Annotated in this window: 13 protein-coding genes; 7 read left to right on the plus strand and 6 right to left on the minus strand. The window is 53.3% G+C overall.

Annotation, left to right across the window (positions count from 1 at the left end; all coding sequences use genetic code 11):
• Window positions 1-139 precede the first annotated feature (139 nt).
• From IM314_RS20435 to IM314_RS20445, 3 genes are all read right to left on the minus strand, one after another.
• Window positions 140-526: a DUF3461 family protein gene (locus IM314_RS20435; RefSeq protein WP_014168696.1), complete on the minus strand. Its 387-nt coding sequence runs from the start codon at window positions 524-526 to the stop codon at window positions 140-142.
• A gap of 213 nt (window positions 527-739) precedes the next feature.
• Window positions 740-2422 (minus strand): hypothetical protein, encoded by a 1683-nt coding sequence (locus tag IM314_RS20440; protein ID WP_193359313.1) that lies wholly within the window; start codon window positions 2420-2422, stop codon window positions 740-742.
• 9 nt (window positions 2423-2431) lie between these two features.
• Window positions 2432-2968, minus strand: a complete 537-nt coding sequence (locus IM314_RS20445) for a hypothetical protein (RefSeq protein WP_047363662.1) — start codon at window positions 2966-2968, stop codon at window positions 2432-2434.
• Between the two features lie 251 nt (window positions 2969-3219).
• Here IM314_RS20445 and IM314_RS20450 point away from each other — a divergent pair, with 251 nt between their 5' ends.
• Window positions 3220-3852: a DNA-binding protein gene (locus tag IM314_RS20450; RefSeq protein WP_041911197.1), complete on the plus strand. Its 633-nt coding sequence runs from the start codon at window positions 3220-3222 to the stop codon at window positions 3850-3852.
• On the opposite strand, the gene dapD is transcribed toward IM314_RS20450, so the two are convergent.
• The 3 genes from dapD to map form a co-directional block, all read right to left on the minus strand.
• On the minus strand, window positions 3849-4673 hold the full coding sequence (gene dapD / locus IM314_RS20455) for a 2,3,4,5-tetrahydropyridine-2,6-dicarboxylate N-succinyltransferase (protein WP_008501915.1): 825 nt from the start codon (window positions 4671-4673) through the stop codon (window positions 3849-3851). The genes IM314_RS20450 and dapD overlap by 4 nt on opposite strands.
• 32 nt (window positions 4674-4705) lie before the next feature.
• Window positions 4706-7381, minus strand: coding sequence for a bifunctional uridylyltransferase/uridylyl-removing protein GlnD (glnD, locus tag IM314_RS20460; protein ID WP_008501914.1), 2676 nt, complete (start codon window positions 7379-7381; stop codon window positions 4706-4708).
• Window positions 7382-7443: 62 nt separating this feature from the next.
• Complete coding sequence (gene map / locus IM314_RS20465; protein ID WP_028015578.1) at window positions 7444-8238, minus strand: type I methionyl aminopeptidase; 795 nt, start codon at window positions 8236-8238, stop codon at window positions 7444-7446.
• A gap of 322 nt (window positions 8239-8560) precedes the next feature.
• Between map and rpsB the strand changes: the two genes are divergently transcribed.
• The 6 genes from rpsB (at window position 8561) to ispU (ending at window position 14095) form a co-directional block, all read left to right on the plus strand.
• A complete protein-coding gene (gene rpsB, locus IM314_RS20470) occupies window positions 8561-9286 on the plus strand; it encodes a 30S ribosomal protein S2 (protein ID WP_003856207.1) in 726 nt (241 codons plus the stop codon).
• Window positions 9287-9403: 117 nt separating this feature from the next.
• Window positions 9404-10255, plus strand: a complete 852-nt coding sequence (gene tsf, locus IM314_RS20475; RefSeq protein ID WP_028015579.1) for a translation elongation factor Ts — start codon at window positions 9404-9406, stop codon at window positions 10253-10255.
• A gap of 150 nt (window positions 10256-10405) precedes the next feature.
• Complete coding sequence (pyrH, locus tag IM314_RS20480) at window positions 10406-11131, plus strand: UMP kinase (protein ID WP_008501910.1); 726 nt, start codon at window positions 10406-10408, stop codon at window positions 11129-11131.
• A gap of 167 nt (window positions 11132-11298) precedes the next feature.
• Entirely contained in the window at window positions 11299-11856 is a 558-nt protein-coding gene (frr, locus tag IM314_RS20485) for a ribosome recycling factor (RefSeq protein WP_003856180.1), read from the plus strand.
• Window positions 11857-11951: 95 nt separating this feature from the next.
• Window positions 11952-13151, plus strand: a complete 1200-nt coding sequence (gene ispC, locus IM314_RS20490) for a 1-deoxy-D-xylulose-5-phosphate reductoisomerase (RefSeq protein WP_193359312.1) — start codon at window positions 11952-11954, stop codon at window positions 13149-13151.
• Window positions 13152-13336: 185 nt separating this feature from the next.
• Entirely contained in the window at window positions 13337-14095 is a 759-nt protein-coding gene (gene ispU / locus IM314_RS20495; protein ID WP_028015581.1) for a (2E,6E)-farnesyl-diphosphate-specific ditrans,polycis-undecaprenyl-diphosphate synthase, read from the plus strand.
• Window positions 14096-14101: the final 6 nt, after the last annotated feature.

A 14101-nucleotide genomic window follows, 5' to 3' on the forward strand; every position in this document is an offset into this window, starting at 1 on the left:
GATGGTGCGGGACAATAAAAAATGGGCGGCAGCTTAGTCGTCAGATGTTGACTTTAAACACAGCTGCTCACCCCATCCCTCTCCCACGGGGAGAGGGCGCAAACACTAAAAACGGCAATCAGGGATTGCCGTTTTTCTTTTATTTCCGCGTTAATTTCTCAAGATCCGCTTCAATCTCGCTGATCTTGTTGGTGACTACGCTTTCAAGGTGACGCAGATCGTCGAGGATCTTACGTTTGAGATCGACTTCAGTGCGATCGCGCTGGCAAATCTGATCGAGTTCATCGATCACATAGCGCAGGTTAGGGCTGATTTCCTGCACCTCTTTGTACCCTTGTCCTACGCCGTCAGCGACGACGGTCTTACGCTGGCGTGGATATTTAAACTTCACGCTCTTGGCGAAAAACTCTCCTTTATCCTTGTGAAAATAGATTTTTAAAATGTCGTTGTTGGCTTCCTGGCGAAGGCTGTAACGATCGATTTCATCAGGATTGGTAATGCCCAGACTTTTCAGATTATCGTACATAGCGGTACCCTTATCTCAACATAACCTTTGAATAATTAATGAAAAAATTCCTTTTTGCCACCCTCATATACAAAAAAAGCGGGGTCGATCCTGATTACATTTCACTGAAATTACCGGGCAGGGAAGGTGCATTGCCCCAACTCGTTTATTGTTGTTTTTAACGACTACGTCAAGTGGAAATCAATTTAATACCAAAACCTGACGATCTGAGCGCTAGCGCAGTAAGGCGATGGAGGCCAGCATTTCGCTTTCCGTGGTGTTAATTTCCTGTTCCAACAGTTCGTCGATCCGCTGTTTTTTGATTGCCTGATTGACGCCGAACAGATCGAGCTTATCCAGCAGGAACATCACCAGCGCCGTAATCACGGCGGTCAGGACCGATGAGAGTAAGATGGGGAGCGGTCCTGGTAGACCAAGGCCGCTGAGCCATGACTCAAGGCCAATAGCCGCAAAGACGGAAAGAGAACCTGCTACAAGCTTAAGAATGGCATCGCCTTTTTGGGCCATACTGCTGTGTTTATCCCTGAGGATCGGTACCGTCTGCATCAGGACCTTAAAGCCTTCTTTTACCATCCGCATGATGTTTTTGAACACGCCAACGAAGCAGTTAACAATCCCTTCCAGCAGCATCGACACGAAATTTTTAATAAAGCCGACGGCAACATCTTTTAATAAAACGACAGCGTTTTTGAGAATGTGATCTTTCATGCGACCAAGACGAATCGACAGAGCCTGCGAAAAATCGCTCGCACCTACGCCAGCTTCAATACCGTGCGTTAAACAGCTGCGCAGCTCATAGTAAAGAGGCTTGATAATGAAGAGAATGAGATCGCCCAGCGACTGATGACCTGATGCCTGGGCCGCATCTTTCGCCAGAACTTTTTGGACGTCGCGATCCTTGCGGATATTATCAAATACGGTTTCATTGGTTTTGGTATCCATCGTTTGCTGCGCGATGTCCATTTTCTCGACCATCACCTGCCGCGTTTTGATTTCCTCTTCTGTCAGCGGATGCGCGACATCTTTTTTCCCTTTTTTGACAACTACAAAGCCCTGATCGATCTCCTGCTGGAGTTCTTCGCGGGTTTTAGCGAACTTACCGGTTTTCTCGCCACGGTTGTTTTGCATGCTGGTAACAGCATAATTTTCGTCAATATTGAGAATATTTTTGATGTCATCAAGCTTCAGAGCCTTGTTGCTTTTGAGGTTGTTGCATACTTCGGCGCAGGAGACGACATGATCGACTTCGGCAGCCTGCTTCTGCTCTCCCTCGCTTTTCGCATGTTTTTTGTACTGGTAGATCGTGCCGTTACCATATTCATCCTCAGCGCGCAGATTACCGGAGAAATGGTTCTCTTTACGGGCCTTCATTTTTGCACCATCGCGCATGTTCAGAGAGTCGTTGTTGCGCGTCATTTCGCCGCCGTTAAACGACGATTGTTCAGAAAAACGGTCAATGTTTTGACGCTCGTTCAAGTGCTCGCTGTAGCTATCCAGCATAAAGGCATTTCTTTCGGGCGCTTCGTAACTGAACGCCCGGCACTCCTGGTACAGGCGGGACGGGGTAACACCTTGTCGGGTGCCGATATTGCAGGCGCGCATTGTGCCGTCGAGCAGGCTGAGAAACACGGGTTCGAGGATATTGTCGATGGCGCTGCCCGTTGAGATTACCTCCAGGCGGGCCATAACGTCGTCGTTGCTGACCGTCAGGTTGGCCCCCATGATCGCTTCGCGGTAAATGCTGCCGGTATCGCACCCTTTTATAAATGCAGCATCGACTTCTCCGGTCAGATGAGCTTCGATGGCGGACGCCGTCGCCACGGATTTTAGCGCAGGGGCATTCCGTACCTGTTGCAGCTTTTTCATTCTGGCGAGATGTGCATTAAGATTTGTCATCCGTCGTCCTCAGGCCGCAACCAGTAAGTTCCAGGAGGCCATAAAATCACTTTCGCTTTGTGTTCTTAGCTCATCCTGACTTGCCATCATGCCAACAATGAGGCTAAACCTCTCCAGGCTTTTCGCATCGTTAAGCTGATATTCATTTATAAGTGACCAAACCGTTGGCAGATTGGGCGGTGTTTCGACCATCTCGACGATCTTCTGCTGAACGGCTTGAGGTAACTTTTCCCGCGGAACAAGACCAGACACTGCATCATCCAGCAGGGCAATATTTTCCGCTGGGGTCTTGCCATTAGCCTTGATGCAGCATGTCCCCAGCGCATATGCCGCGAGGATAAAGTCATCCCGTTTACTGATATCGCGCATCTTGTCCGCCAGTTCAGTCTGGAGTTTTTTGATCTTTTCGGCGTATTCAGCTTTTGCGATCTGCTGCCCTTCGGCAATCCCTTCGTCTTTGCCGTTATTTTTTCCCCATAAATACGTCCCGGCCAGAGTGACCAGACCTGCGATCCCCGCACCAATTATTTTGCCGTAATGACTCATTGCACGATTCCCGTTTATTGCCCGCAAGGCCAGATTATTTTTTGCTGTTCACGAATAATATCGTTAATCCTGTTTTTCAACAAACCTATGTTTTAAAAGAAAAAATTTGCATTAAGTAACGAGGTGAACTTGCTTGTAAAGAGATTCATCATTGTTACTTCAGGTGAGAAAAGGCGAGCGAGGCGGGTATTCAAAAGCGGGGAAATGAGGCAAAGTTATCGCACGAAAGCGTAGCCCGCGGGGATAATGACATGTCAGGACGCATTGATTATCAGATCGAAAAATACAGCTTTGGCGCCGCAGATGAGAGCCCAAGGCTCACGCACCAGTGGGCAGAAGTGGCCGCAGAGTGCCGCCAGCTAAAGGCGGGTGCGGAAGAGCGTTTACGTATTGCCTTACTGAACGTGGATTATGTCACCAGCTTCGAACTGCCGTTCCGACTGGTGCTGACCCGCGCCCCTCAGCTTATCGCCGGGCTGCGCGATGAGTTTCAGCTAAGCCAGAAGAACGTCATCTTTAACGGCAAGCGCTTTGGCTGCGTCTACAGCCTGAAAGCCGATCTCAATGCAATTCCTGAGGCTTTTCAGTACCGCATGAGCACCCGCATTCGGCGGATCGATCCCACCGGGCTTACTGCAGAGCCCTTCCGGCAGATCGCCAAAGAGGTAAAAGCGCCGCGTGAGCGACTGAAGCTGGCGCTGGAGTCGGGTCTGGCTGTGACGGCTCTCGACGGGCTTTTCTGGCTGGGGAGCCAGCGTATGGCGGCGGATATCGCAGGATTGAGAAAAAAGGGAATGGCAATCGCGACTGCGGAAACGGACGTTTTTGATGATTATACCGGGACGCACAGGCGCGTCCCGGTTTATCAACGCGTCGGGGATTAGTCGATGGTGCGCAGCAGTTCGTTGATGCCCACTTTACCGCGGGTTTTCGCATCCACTTTCTTCACGATAACGGCACAGTAAAGGCTGTATTTACCGTCTTTTGACGGCAGGTTACCGGAAACGACCACTGAGCCCGCCGGAACGCGACCGTAGTGCACTTCGCCGGTTTCGCGATCGTAAATGCGGGTGCTCTGGCCGATGTAAACGCCCATGGAGATCACGGAGCCTTCTTCCACGATCACGCCTTCAACCACTTCTGAACGCGCGCCGATGAAGCAGTTGTCTTCGATGATGGTCGGGTTAGCCTGCAGTGGCTCCAGAACGCCACCGATGCCAACGCCGCCGGACAGGTGAACGTTTTTACCGATCTGCGCGCAGGAACCGACGGTTGCCCAGGTATCGACCATGGTGCCTTCGTCAACGTACGCACCGATGTTCACATAGGATGGCATCAGCACGGTGTTGCGTGCGATGAATGCGCCCTGACGTACTGCCGCTGGTGGTACCACGCGGAAGCCTTCTTTCTGGAAACGCGCTTCGTCGTAATCCGCGAATTTCATTGGCACTTTATCGAAGTAGCGGCTTTCTGCTCCGTCGATAACCTGGTTATCGTTGATGCGGAAAGAGAGCAGCACGGCCTTCTTCAGCCATTGATGAGTGACCCACTGACCGTCGATTTTTTCTGCCACGCGCAGGGCGCCGGAATCCAGCAGGGAAATAACCTGGTTTACCGCTTCACGGGTCACGGTATCCACATTTGCCGGGGTGATCTCGGCGCGACGCTCAAAAGCGGACTCAATAACGTTCTGTAACTGCTGCATTGTTTACTCTTTCCATTTCACTAAAAAACACGTCACCCTTTATCGTTTGGATTGAGGGCTGCTGTCAACCGTTGTTGCACTTCAAGCTGCAGGTCATTATTAAGGGCACGCCGGTCGGCGGTGGCGATTATAAATAAATCTTCTACTCGCTCGCCAATGGTTGTAATTCGGGCCCCATGGAGCGAAATTCCCAGATCGGCAAAAACCTGGCCGACCCGGGCGAGCAGCCCTGGCTGGTCGAGCGCGATCAGCTCCAGGAACGATTTACGGTCGGTGTGGGTCGGCAGGAAGTTGACCTCGGTATCGACAGTAAAATGACGCAGTTTCGCCGGCTGACGGCGCGGCTGCGGTGGCTGCCAGCTGCGCTGCGTGATCGCCTGCTCCAGACCGAAGCGTATCCCTTCATGCCTGTCCGAGGACAGCGGGCTGCCGTCCGGCTCCAGCACAATAAAGGTATCCATCGCCATGCCGTCGCGGGTGGTAAAAATCTGCGCGTCGTGAACGCTCAGGTTACGCCTGTCCAGCTCGGCGCAGACGGCAGCAAACAGATAAGGCCGGTCCGGGCTCCAGATGAATATCTCCGTTCCGCCGCGCGTGGCCTGCGGGCTCAGCAGGATCATCGGTTGAGACAGATCGTGCTTCAGCAGGTGCCGCGCGTGCCAGGCAAGCTGGTTTGGGCTGTGGCGCACAAAATAGTTGGCACGGCAGCGGGCCCAAATCTGATGCAGCGCTTCTTCATCAATGTTATCCATCCGCAGCAGCGCCAGCGCCTGCAGCTGGTGATGACGCACGCGCTCGCGCATGTCCGGGGTGTTTTGCATCCCGCGTCGCAGCTGTTTTTCGGTGGCGAAATACAGCTCGCGCAGCAGGCTCTGCTTCCAGCTGTTCCACAGGGTCTCGTTAGTGGCGCAAATATCGGCCACCGTCAGGCAGACCAGATAGCGCAGACGGTTTTCCGTTTGAACTTCTTCGGCGAACTGCTTAATAACCTCAGGGTCCTGAATATCGCGACGCTGGGCTGTGACCGACATCAGCAGGTGATGGCGCACCAGCCAGGCGACCAGCTGCGTTTCGCGCGAGTTGAGACCGTGCAGTTCGGCAAATTTCAGCACGTCCTGCGCGCCCAGCACCGAGTGATCGCCGCCGCGGCCCTTGGCGATGTCGTGGAACAGGGCGGCAATCAGGATCAGTTCCGGATGGGTCAGGCGCGGCCACAGCTCCACGCACAGCGGGTGGCGGGAGCGCGTCTCTTCTTTGGCAAAGCTTTCCAGCTTGAGCATCACGCGGATGGTGTGTTCATCCACCGTGTAGGCGTGGAACAGATCGAACTGCATCTGCCCAACGATGTGCGACCACTGCGGCATATAGGCCCACAGCACGCTGTGGCGGTGCATCGGCAGCAGCCCGCGGCTGACGGCACCCGGATGGCGGAGCATGCTCAGGAACAGTGAGCGCGCTTCCGGGATGTAACACAAAGGCTGCGTCAGATGGCGGCGCGCGTGGCGCAGATGGCGCAGGGTGGTGGAGTAGATCCCGGTGATGGTGCTGTTGCGCACCATGGTGTAGAACATCCGCAGGATCGCTTCCGGCTCGCGGATAAACAGCGTTTCGTCGCGCAGATCGATAAGCGTGCCGCGCAGCTGGAATTCATCGTCAATCGGGCGCGGCTTTTCGTCGGCAGTCAGGGCCAGAATGGCCTCGTCGAACAGCTGCAACAGCATCTGGTTCAGCTCGGTAACCCGGCGGGTGACGCGGAAGAAATCCTTCATCATCTGCTCAACCGGCTCGTTGCCTTCGCCCTGATAGTTCAGCCGCTGCGCTACGCTGAGCTGACGGTCAAACAGCAGGCGGTTATCGTAGCGGGTAACTTCCAGATGCAGGGCAAAACGGATGCGCCACAGCAGGTGCAGACACTCGTTCAGCTCGTTACGCTCGGCCTCGGTCAGGAAGCCAAAGCCGACCATCTCGTCCATCGAGGTGGCGCCAAAGTGACGACGGGCGACCCACTGTAACGTGTGAATGTCGCGCAGGCCGCCGGGGCTGCTTTTAATATCGGGTTCAAGATTATAGCTGGTGCCGTGGTAGCGCTGGTGGCGCTGGTTTTGTTCCTCGACCTTGGCGGCGAAGAATTTCTCAGATGGCCAGAAGCCGTCGCTGAAAATATGCTTTTGCAGCTCCAGAAACAGCGCGACGTCACCAATCAGCAGGCGGGTTTCAATCAGGTTGGTGGCGACGGTCAGGTCAGATAACCCCTCCAGCAGGCACTCTTCCAGGGTGCGCACGCTGTGGCCCACTTCAAGCTTGACGTCCCACAGCAGAGTCAGCAGCTCGCCTATTTTCTGCGCCTGTTCGTCCGGCAGCTTTTTGCGGCTCAGGATCAGCAGGTCGATATCGGAAAGCGGATGCAGCTCCCCGCGGCCATAGCCCCCGACGGCAACCAGCGCGACGTCGCTCACCTGCCCGAAACCGTAGTCGATCCACAGACGCTGCAGGAGCTGGTCGATAAATTCGGTGCGCGCTTCGATGAGCTGCTCGGCAGAGACGCCCGCGTCGAACGCGCTGCCCAGCCAGCGGTGGAAAACATCCATATGGGCTTTTATGTGCGCGCAGGTCAGCTCGTGCGGCGGCCAGACGCCCGGGTTATCGGGCTGGTCGGGGAGGGTGGGAAGTGCTGTGTTAGCATACTGTTCGGGTAATAGATTACTCATCGTGCGCCACCCATAAGAAAAAGCTATCGCCATTAAAAAAGCCGGCATTTGCCGGCTTCTTATCACTCAATGTTCGTCAGTATCGCCGGGATGGTGTCATCCTTGCGCAACGTCATAATTTCGCAGCCGTTGTCCGTTACCACAATAGTATGCTCGTACTGGGCAGACAAGCTTCTGTCTTTGGTTTTCACCGTCCAGCCGTCTTTCATGGTGCGAATGCGGTAGTCACCGGCGTTGACCATCGGTTCGATGGTGAAGGTCATCCCTTTTTGCAGCACCACGCCGCCGTCATCGGCATCATAGTGCAGAACCTGCGGCTCTTCATGGAAGACGCGGCCAATGCCGTGACCGCAGTATTCGCGCACCACGGAGAAACCTTCCGCTTCCACGAATTTCTGAATTGCGGCACCGAGAGTGCGCAGGCGGATGCCCGGCTTAACCATTTTCAGCGCCAGGTACAGGCTCTCTTGCGTCACTTTGCACAGACGCTCGCCCAGAATCGTTGGTTTACCAACGATGAACATCTTCGATGTGTCACCGTGGTACTCGTCTTTAATGACGGTCACGTCGATGTTGACGATATCGCCATCTTTCAGCAGTTTTTCGTCGTCCGGAATACCGTGGCAAACCACTTCATTAATAGAGATGCAGACGGATTTCGGGAAACCGTGGTAGCCGAGACAGGCGGAAACCGCGTGCTGCTCGTTAACGATATAGTCATTACAGATGCGATCCAGTTCGCCGGTGCTGACGCCCGGCTTCACGAACGGCTCGATCATTTCCAGCACTTCCGCGGCCAGACGACCGGCGACGCGCATCTTTTCAATTTCTTCAGGTGTCTTAATAGAGATAGCCATGTAATCTGTCCATCGGTGTCGATTTTTTCGACAATACTAGTCTAAGTGTCGTCAATGGTATCAGTCAGGCACGCCCCGTGCCAAATTGAGAATCATTAACAGCACACTCCGCCAACAACTGTTGGTTTCTGGTCGTGTTTTGTGGTATAAAGCGCGCCGGACTTCCGATCCATCTCAGATACACAGGCTGGACGGAAGCGACAAATCTCACTTTGTGTAACAACACACACGTATCGGCACATATTCCGGGGTGCCCTTCGGGGTCGGTAATATGGGATACGTGGAGGCATAACCCCAACTTTCAATATAGAGGTTTTAAAACATGGCAACTGTTTCCATGCGCGACATGCTCAAGGCTGGTGTTCACTTTGGTCACCAGACCCGTTACTGGAACCCGAAAATGAAGCCTTTCATCTTCGGCGCGCGTAACAAAGTTCACATCATCAACCTTGAGAAAACTGTACCAATGTTCAACGAAGCCCTGGCTGAGCTGAACAAGATCTCTTCCCGTAAAGGTAAGATTCTGTTCGTTGGTACTAAGCGCGCTGCAAGCGAAGCTGTGAAAGATGCTGCTAACAGCTGCGACCAGTTCTTCGTGAACCATCGCTGGTTGGGCGGCATGCTGACCAACTGGAAAACTGTTCGTCAGTCCATCAAGCGCCTGAAAGATCTGGAAACCCAGTCTCAGGACGGTACTTTCGACAAGCTGACTAAGAAAGAAGCGCTGATGCGCACTCGTGAACTGGACAAGCTGGAAAACAGCCTGGGCGGTATCAAAGATATGGGCGGCCTGCCAGACGCGCTGTTCGTAATCGATGCAGACCACGAGCACATCGCTATCAAAGAAGCTAACAACCTGGGTATCCCGGTATTCGCTATCGTTGATACCAACTCCGATCCGGACGGTGTTGACTTCGTTATCCCGGGTAACGACGACGCAATCCGTGCTGTTAGCCTGTACCTGAGCGCTGTAGCTGCTACCGTTCGTGAAGGCCGTTCCCAGGATCTGGCTTCTCAGGCGGAAGAAAGCTTCGTAGAAGCTGAATAATAAGGTTTTACCCCTTATTAGTACCGTGTATGAATAGGGGCCCATTATCGGCCCCTTTTTTCAATTTACACTGTTTGGCCTCCGGCCGGGCAGTTCACATCTCCCGAGGATTTAAGAATGGCTGAAATTACCGCATCCCTGGTAAAAGAGCTGCGCGAGCGTACTGGCGCAGGCATGATGGATTGCAAAAAAGCGCTGACTGAAGCGAACGGCGACATCGAGCTGGCAATCGAAAACATGCGTAAATCCGGTGCGATCAAAGCAGCTAAGAAAGCAGGCAACGTTGCTGCTGACGGCGTGATCATCACTAAAATCGACGGCACCTACGGCATCATTCTGGAAGTTAACTGCCAGACTGACTTCGTTGCTAAAGATGGCGGTTTCCAGGCATTTGCGAACAAAGTTCTGGACGCAGCTGTTGCTGGCAAAATCACTGACGTTGAAGTTCTGAAAGCACAGTTCGAAGAAGAACGTGTTGCGCTGGTTGCTAAAATCGGTGAGAACATCAACATCCGTCGCGTATCTTCCCTGGAAGGCGAAGTACTGGGTTCTTACCAGCACGGCGCACGTATCGGTGTTCTGGTTGCGGCTAAAGGCGCTGACGAAGAGCTGGTTAAACAGCTGGCAATGCACATCGCTGCAAGCAAACCAGAATTCGTTAAGCCAGAAGACGTGTCTGCTGAAGTGGTAGAAAAAGAGTACCAGGTTCAGCTGGACATCGCGATGCAGTCTGGTAAGCCAAAAGAAATCGCAGAGAAAATGGTTGAAGGCCGCATGAAGAAATTCACCGGCGAAGTTTCTCTGACTGGCCAGCCTTTCGTTATGGATCCAAGCAAGTCTGTTGCTCAGCTGCTGAAAGAGCACAACGCTGACGTAACTGGCTTCATCCGCTTCGAAGTGGGCGAAGGCATCGAGAAAGTTGAGACTGACTTCGCAGCAGAAGTTGCTGCAATGTCCAAGCAGTCTTAATGATTGAAAAGGAGCCGCCTGAGGGCGGCTTCTTTTTGTCACCCGTCACAGGAAATCAGACAGGCTCCAGTATCGCCGTGCTGATTTGCGGCATATTATGTCGCCAGAATTAACTCCCATCTTAATCGTTGACAGTCTCAGGAAAGAAACATGGCTACCAATGCAAAACCCGTGTACAAACGCATTCTGCTTAAGCTGAGTGGCGAAGCGCTGCAGGGATCGGAAGGCTTCGGTATTGACGCAAGCATCCTTGATCGCATGGCACAGGAAATCAAAGAACTGGTCGAACTGGGTATCCAGGTTGGCGTGGTCATTGGCGGTGGCAACCTTTTCCGTGGTGCTGGTCTGGCGAAAGCGGGGATGAACCGCGTTGTGGGCGACCACATGGGTATGCTGGCAACCGTGATGAATGGCCTGGCAATGCGTGATGCGCTCCATCGCGCCTACGTGAATGCCCGCCTGATGTCCGCGATTCCCCTGAATGGCGTATGCGATAATTACAGCTGGGCAGAGGCCATCAGCCTGCTGCGCAACAACCGCGTAGTGATCCTCTCCGCCGGTACGGGTAACCCGTTCTTTACCACCGATTCCGCTGCCTGCCTGCGCGGTATCGAAATTGAAGCCGACGTGGTGCTGAAAGCGACCAAAGTAGACGGCGTGTTTACTGCCGACCCGGCAAAAGATCCTTCTGCGACCATGTACGATCAGCTGAGCTACAGCGAAGTGCTGGATAAAGAGCTGAAAGTGATGGATCTTGCCGCCTTCACGCTGGCTCGCGACCACAAACTGCCGATCCGTGTCTTCAACATGAACAAGCCTGGCGCACTGCGTCGCGTGGTCATGGGCGAAAAAGAAGGCACTTTGATCACGGAATAATTTCCGTCGACGATAAATACAGGTAAGATTCCGCTTTACTTTGTAGTGGTATCTTACCTGGACGCGCCTTTGGCGTTGTCATGAATTAAACGCGACTATACTTAGCACACCTGTAGCGCTGTGCTGGCGGATAGTCTGCCTGAGACAAGTTTTCAAGGATTCGTAACGTGATTAACGACATCAGAAAAGATGCTGAAGTACGCATGGACAAATGCGTAGAAGCGTTCAAAAACCAAATCAGCAAAATCCGTACTGGCCGTGCTTCCCCAAGCCTGCTGGATGGCATCATCGTAGAATACTACGGTACGCCAACGCCTCTGCGCCAGCTGGCGAGCGTGACGGTTGAAGATACCCGTACGCTGAAAATCAACGTCTTCGATCGCTCTATGAGCCCGGCCGTTGAGAAAGCGATCATGGCCTCTGACCTGGGTCTGAACCCAAGCTCTGCAGGCGCTGACATCCGCGTTCCGCTGCCTCCGCTGACGGAAGAGCGTCGTAAAGACCTGATCAAAGTGGTTCGCGGTGAAGCTGAGCAGGGTCGTGTTTCCGTGCGTAACGTGCGCCGTGATGCGAACGATAAAGTGAAAGCACTGCTGAAAGAAAAAGAGATCAGCGAAGATGACGATCGTCGTTCTCAGGACGACATTCAGAAAATGACCGACGCTGCCATCAAGAAAATTGATGCGGCGCTGGCAGAAAAAGAAGCGGAACTGATGCAGTTCTGATTTCTGTCGTACACTGATAAACGCCGTTCAGAGGGACTTCGGGTCTTGCTGGCGGCGTTTTGCTTTTATCTGGTCTAACTTTTTTCGGGCATCTCATGAAGCATTTAACACTCCTCGGCTCAACCGGCTCCATCGGTTGCAGTACTCTCGACGTCGTCCGCCATAATCCTGAACTTTACACCGTGACAGCGCTGGTGGCCGGTAAGAATGTGCAGCGTATGGTCGAGCAGTGCCTGGAGTTTATGCCCCGCTATGCGGTGATGGATGACGAAGAGAGCGCGCGCCTGCTAAAAGCCCAACTGCGTGAGAAGGGCAGCCGAACCGAGGTGCTGAGTGGCCAGCAGGCTGCCTGCGAGATGGCGGCGCTGGATGAGGTTGACCAGGTTATGGCGGCCATTGTCGGCGCAGCCGGGCTGCTGCCGACACTTGCTGCGATCGATGCCGGTAAAGATGTTTTGCTCGCCAATAAAGAGTCGCTGGTGACCTGTGGACGTCTGTTCATGGACGCGGTAAAACAGCGCGGGGCGCGTCTTTTACCGGTCGACAGCGAGCATAACGCCATTTTTCAGAGTTTACCGCAACCTTTTCAACAGAACCTGGGGTACGCTGACCTGGAGCAGAATGGCGTTGTGTCGATTCTGCTTACCGGGTCTGGTGGCCCGTTCCGTGAAACGCCACTCTCTGAACTGCGCGCACTGACGCCGGATCAGGCGTGCCGTCATCCGAACTGGTCAATGGGGCGTAAAATCTCCGTAGATTCTGCCACCATGATGAACAAAGGTCTGGAATACATTGAAGCGCGCTGGCTGTTTAATGCGTCGGCGAAACAGATGGAAGTGCTGATCCACCCGCAGTCGGTGATTCACTCAATGGTGCGCTATCAGGATGGCAGCGTGCTGGCACAGCTCGGCGAGCCGGATATGCGTACGCCTATTGCCCATTCAATGGCATGGCCGAACCGGGTGAAATCCGGCGTCAAGCCGCTTGATTTCTGTAAGCTCAGTTCTCTGACGTTCAGTGAACCAGACTACGATCGTTATCCTTGTCTGAAGCTTGCAATGAACGCCTTTGGCCAGGGGCAGGCGGCGACGACGGCACTGAATGCAGCCAATGAAATTACCGTTGACGCATTTCTGAATCAGCAGATCCGTTTTACCGATATCGCGTCCTTAAATTTATCGGTACTGGAAATGATGGATTTGCGCGAGCCACAAAGCGTGGAAGAGGTACTGGCGGTGGATACAGCTGCTCGTGATATTGCGCGTAAACAGGTGACACGTCTCGCAAGCTGGTGATAAAGCAAGCACTAGTGGTCGTGCTATTTGTTAGCGTTGGGCTTCAGTGATATAGTCTGCGCCACCTGATCGCAGGAATTTGACTTTATGTGGTCAGGTAAGCCGTGGTTTGACACGGCTTTTTTATGTACAGGCTTAAGTATTCCTGAGTACCGTTAAATCCTTTCAGGGACAAAAAACGCGTTATGTTGTCTGCGAATCAACCAATAAGCGAAAACTTGCCAGCTCATGGCTGCCGTCATGTAGCAATCATTATGGATGGCAACGGGCGCTGGGCGAAAAGACAAGGGAAAATACGAGCCTTTGGGCATAAAGCGGGAGCGAAATCTGTTCGCCGCGCCGTCTCTTTTGCCGCCAATAACGGCATTGATGCGTTAACGCTCTATGCTTTTAGCAGTGAAAACTGGAATCGACCTCCGCAGGAAGTGACTGCGTTGATGGAATTGTTCGTGTGGGCGCTAGACAGCGAAGTAAAAAGCCTGCACCGCCACAACGTTCGCCTGCGCATCATTGGCGATACCAGTCGTTTTAACTCACGTTTGCAGGAGCGGATTCGTAAAGCAGAAGCGCTGACGGAAAATAATACCGGTCTGACGCTCAACGTTGCGGCGAATTACGGTGGACGCTGGGATATTATCCAGGGCGTTCGGCATCTGGCCGAACAGGTTCAGGAAGGGCTGTTGAGACCCGACCAGATTGATGAAGAGGCGCTGAGCAAGCAAATCTGCATGAATGAACTGGCACCTGTGGATTTGGTAATTAGGACAGGGGGGGAACATCGCATAAGTAACTTTCTGATATGGCAAATTGCCTATGCTGAACTTTACTTTACAGATGTTCTCTGGCCCGATTTTGATGAACAAGACTTTGAAGGTGCGCTGCATGCCTTTGCCAATCGAGAGCGTCGTTTCGGCGGCACCGAGCCAGGTGGCGACAAAGCCTGATGGGGG

This window comes from Enterobacter cloacae complex sp. P42RS, assembly GCF_014930595.1.
In the GTDB taxonomy this organism is placed as follows: domain Bacteria; phylum Pseudomonadota; class Gammaproteobacteria; order Enterobacterales; family Enterobacteriaceae; genus Enterobacter; species Enterobacter bugandensis.

What these genes read in the sequence shown, in the direction of transcription:
- IM314_RS20435 (WP_014168696.1), bottom strand. Translation starts at nt 526, where the DNA reads ATGTACGATAATCTGAAAAGTCTGGGCATTACCAATCCTGATGAAATC.
- IM314_RS20440 (WP_193359313.1), bottom strand. Translation starts at nt 2,422, where the DNA reads ATGACAAATCTTAATGCACATCTCGCCAGAATGAAAAAGCTGCAACAG.
- IM314_RS20445 (WP_047363662.1), bottom strand. Translation starts at nt 2,968, where the DNA reads ATGAGTCATTACGGCAAAATAATTGGTGCGGGGATCGCAGGTCTGGTC.
- IM314_RS20450 (WP_041911197.1), top strand. Translation starts at nt 3,220, where the DNA reads ATGTCAGGACGCATTGATTATCAGATCGAAAAATACAGCTTTGGCGCC.
- dapD (WP_008501915.1), bottom strand. Translation starts at nt 4,673, where the DNA reads ATGCAGCAGTTACAGAACGTTATTGAGTCCGCTTTTGAGCGTCGCGCC.
- glnD (WP_008501914.1), bottom strand. Translation starts at nt 7,381, where the DNA reads ATGAGTAATCTATTACCCGAACAGTATGCTAACACAGCACTTCCCACC.
- map (WP_028015578.1), bottom strand. Translation starts at nt 8,238, where the DNA reads ATGGCTATCTCTATTAAGACACCTGAAGAAATTGAAAAGATGCGCGTC.
- rpsB (WP_003856207.1), top strand. Translation starts at nt 8,561, where the DNA reads ATGGCAACTGTTTCCATGCGCGACATGCTCAAGGCTGGTGTTCACTTT.
- tsf (WP_028015579.1), top strand. Translation starts at nt 9,404, where the DNA reads ATGGCTGAAATTACCGCATCCCTGGTAAAAGAGCTGCGCGAGCGTACT.
- pyrH (WP_008501910.1), top strand. Translation starts at nt 10,406, where the DNA reads ATGGCTACCAATGCAAAACCCGTGTACAAACGCATTCTGCTTAAGCTG.
- ispC (WP_193359312.1), top strand. Translation starts at nt 11,952, where the DNA reads ATGAAGCATTTAACACTCCTCGGCTCAACCGGCTCCATCGGTTGCAGT.
- ispU (WP_028015581.1), top strand. Translation starts at nt 13,337, where the DNA reads ATGTTGTCTGCGAATCAACCAATAAGCGAAAACTTGCCAGCTCATGGC.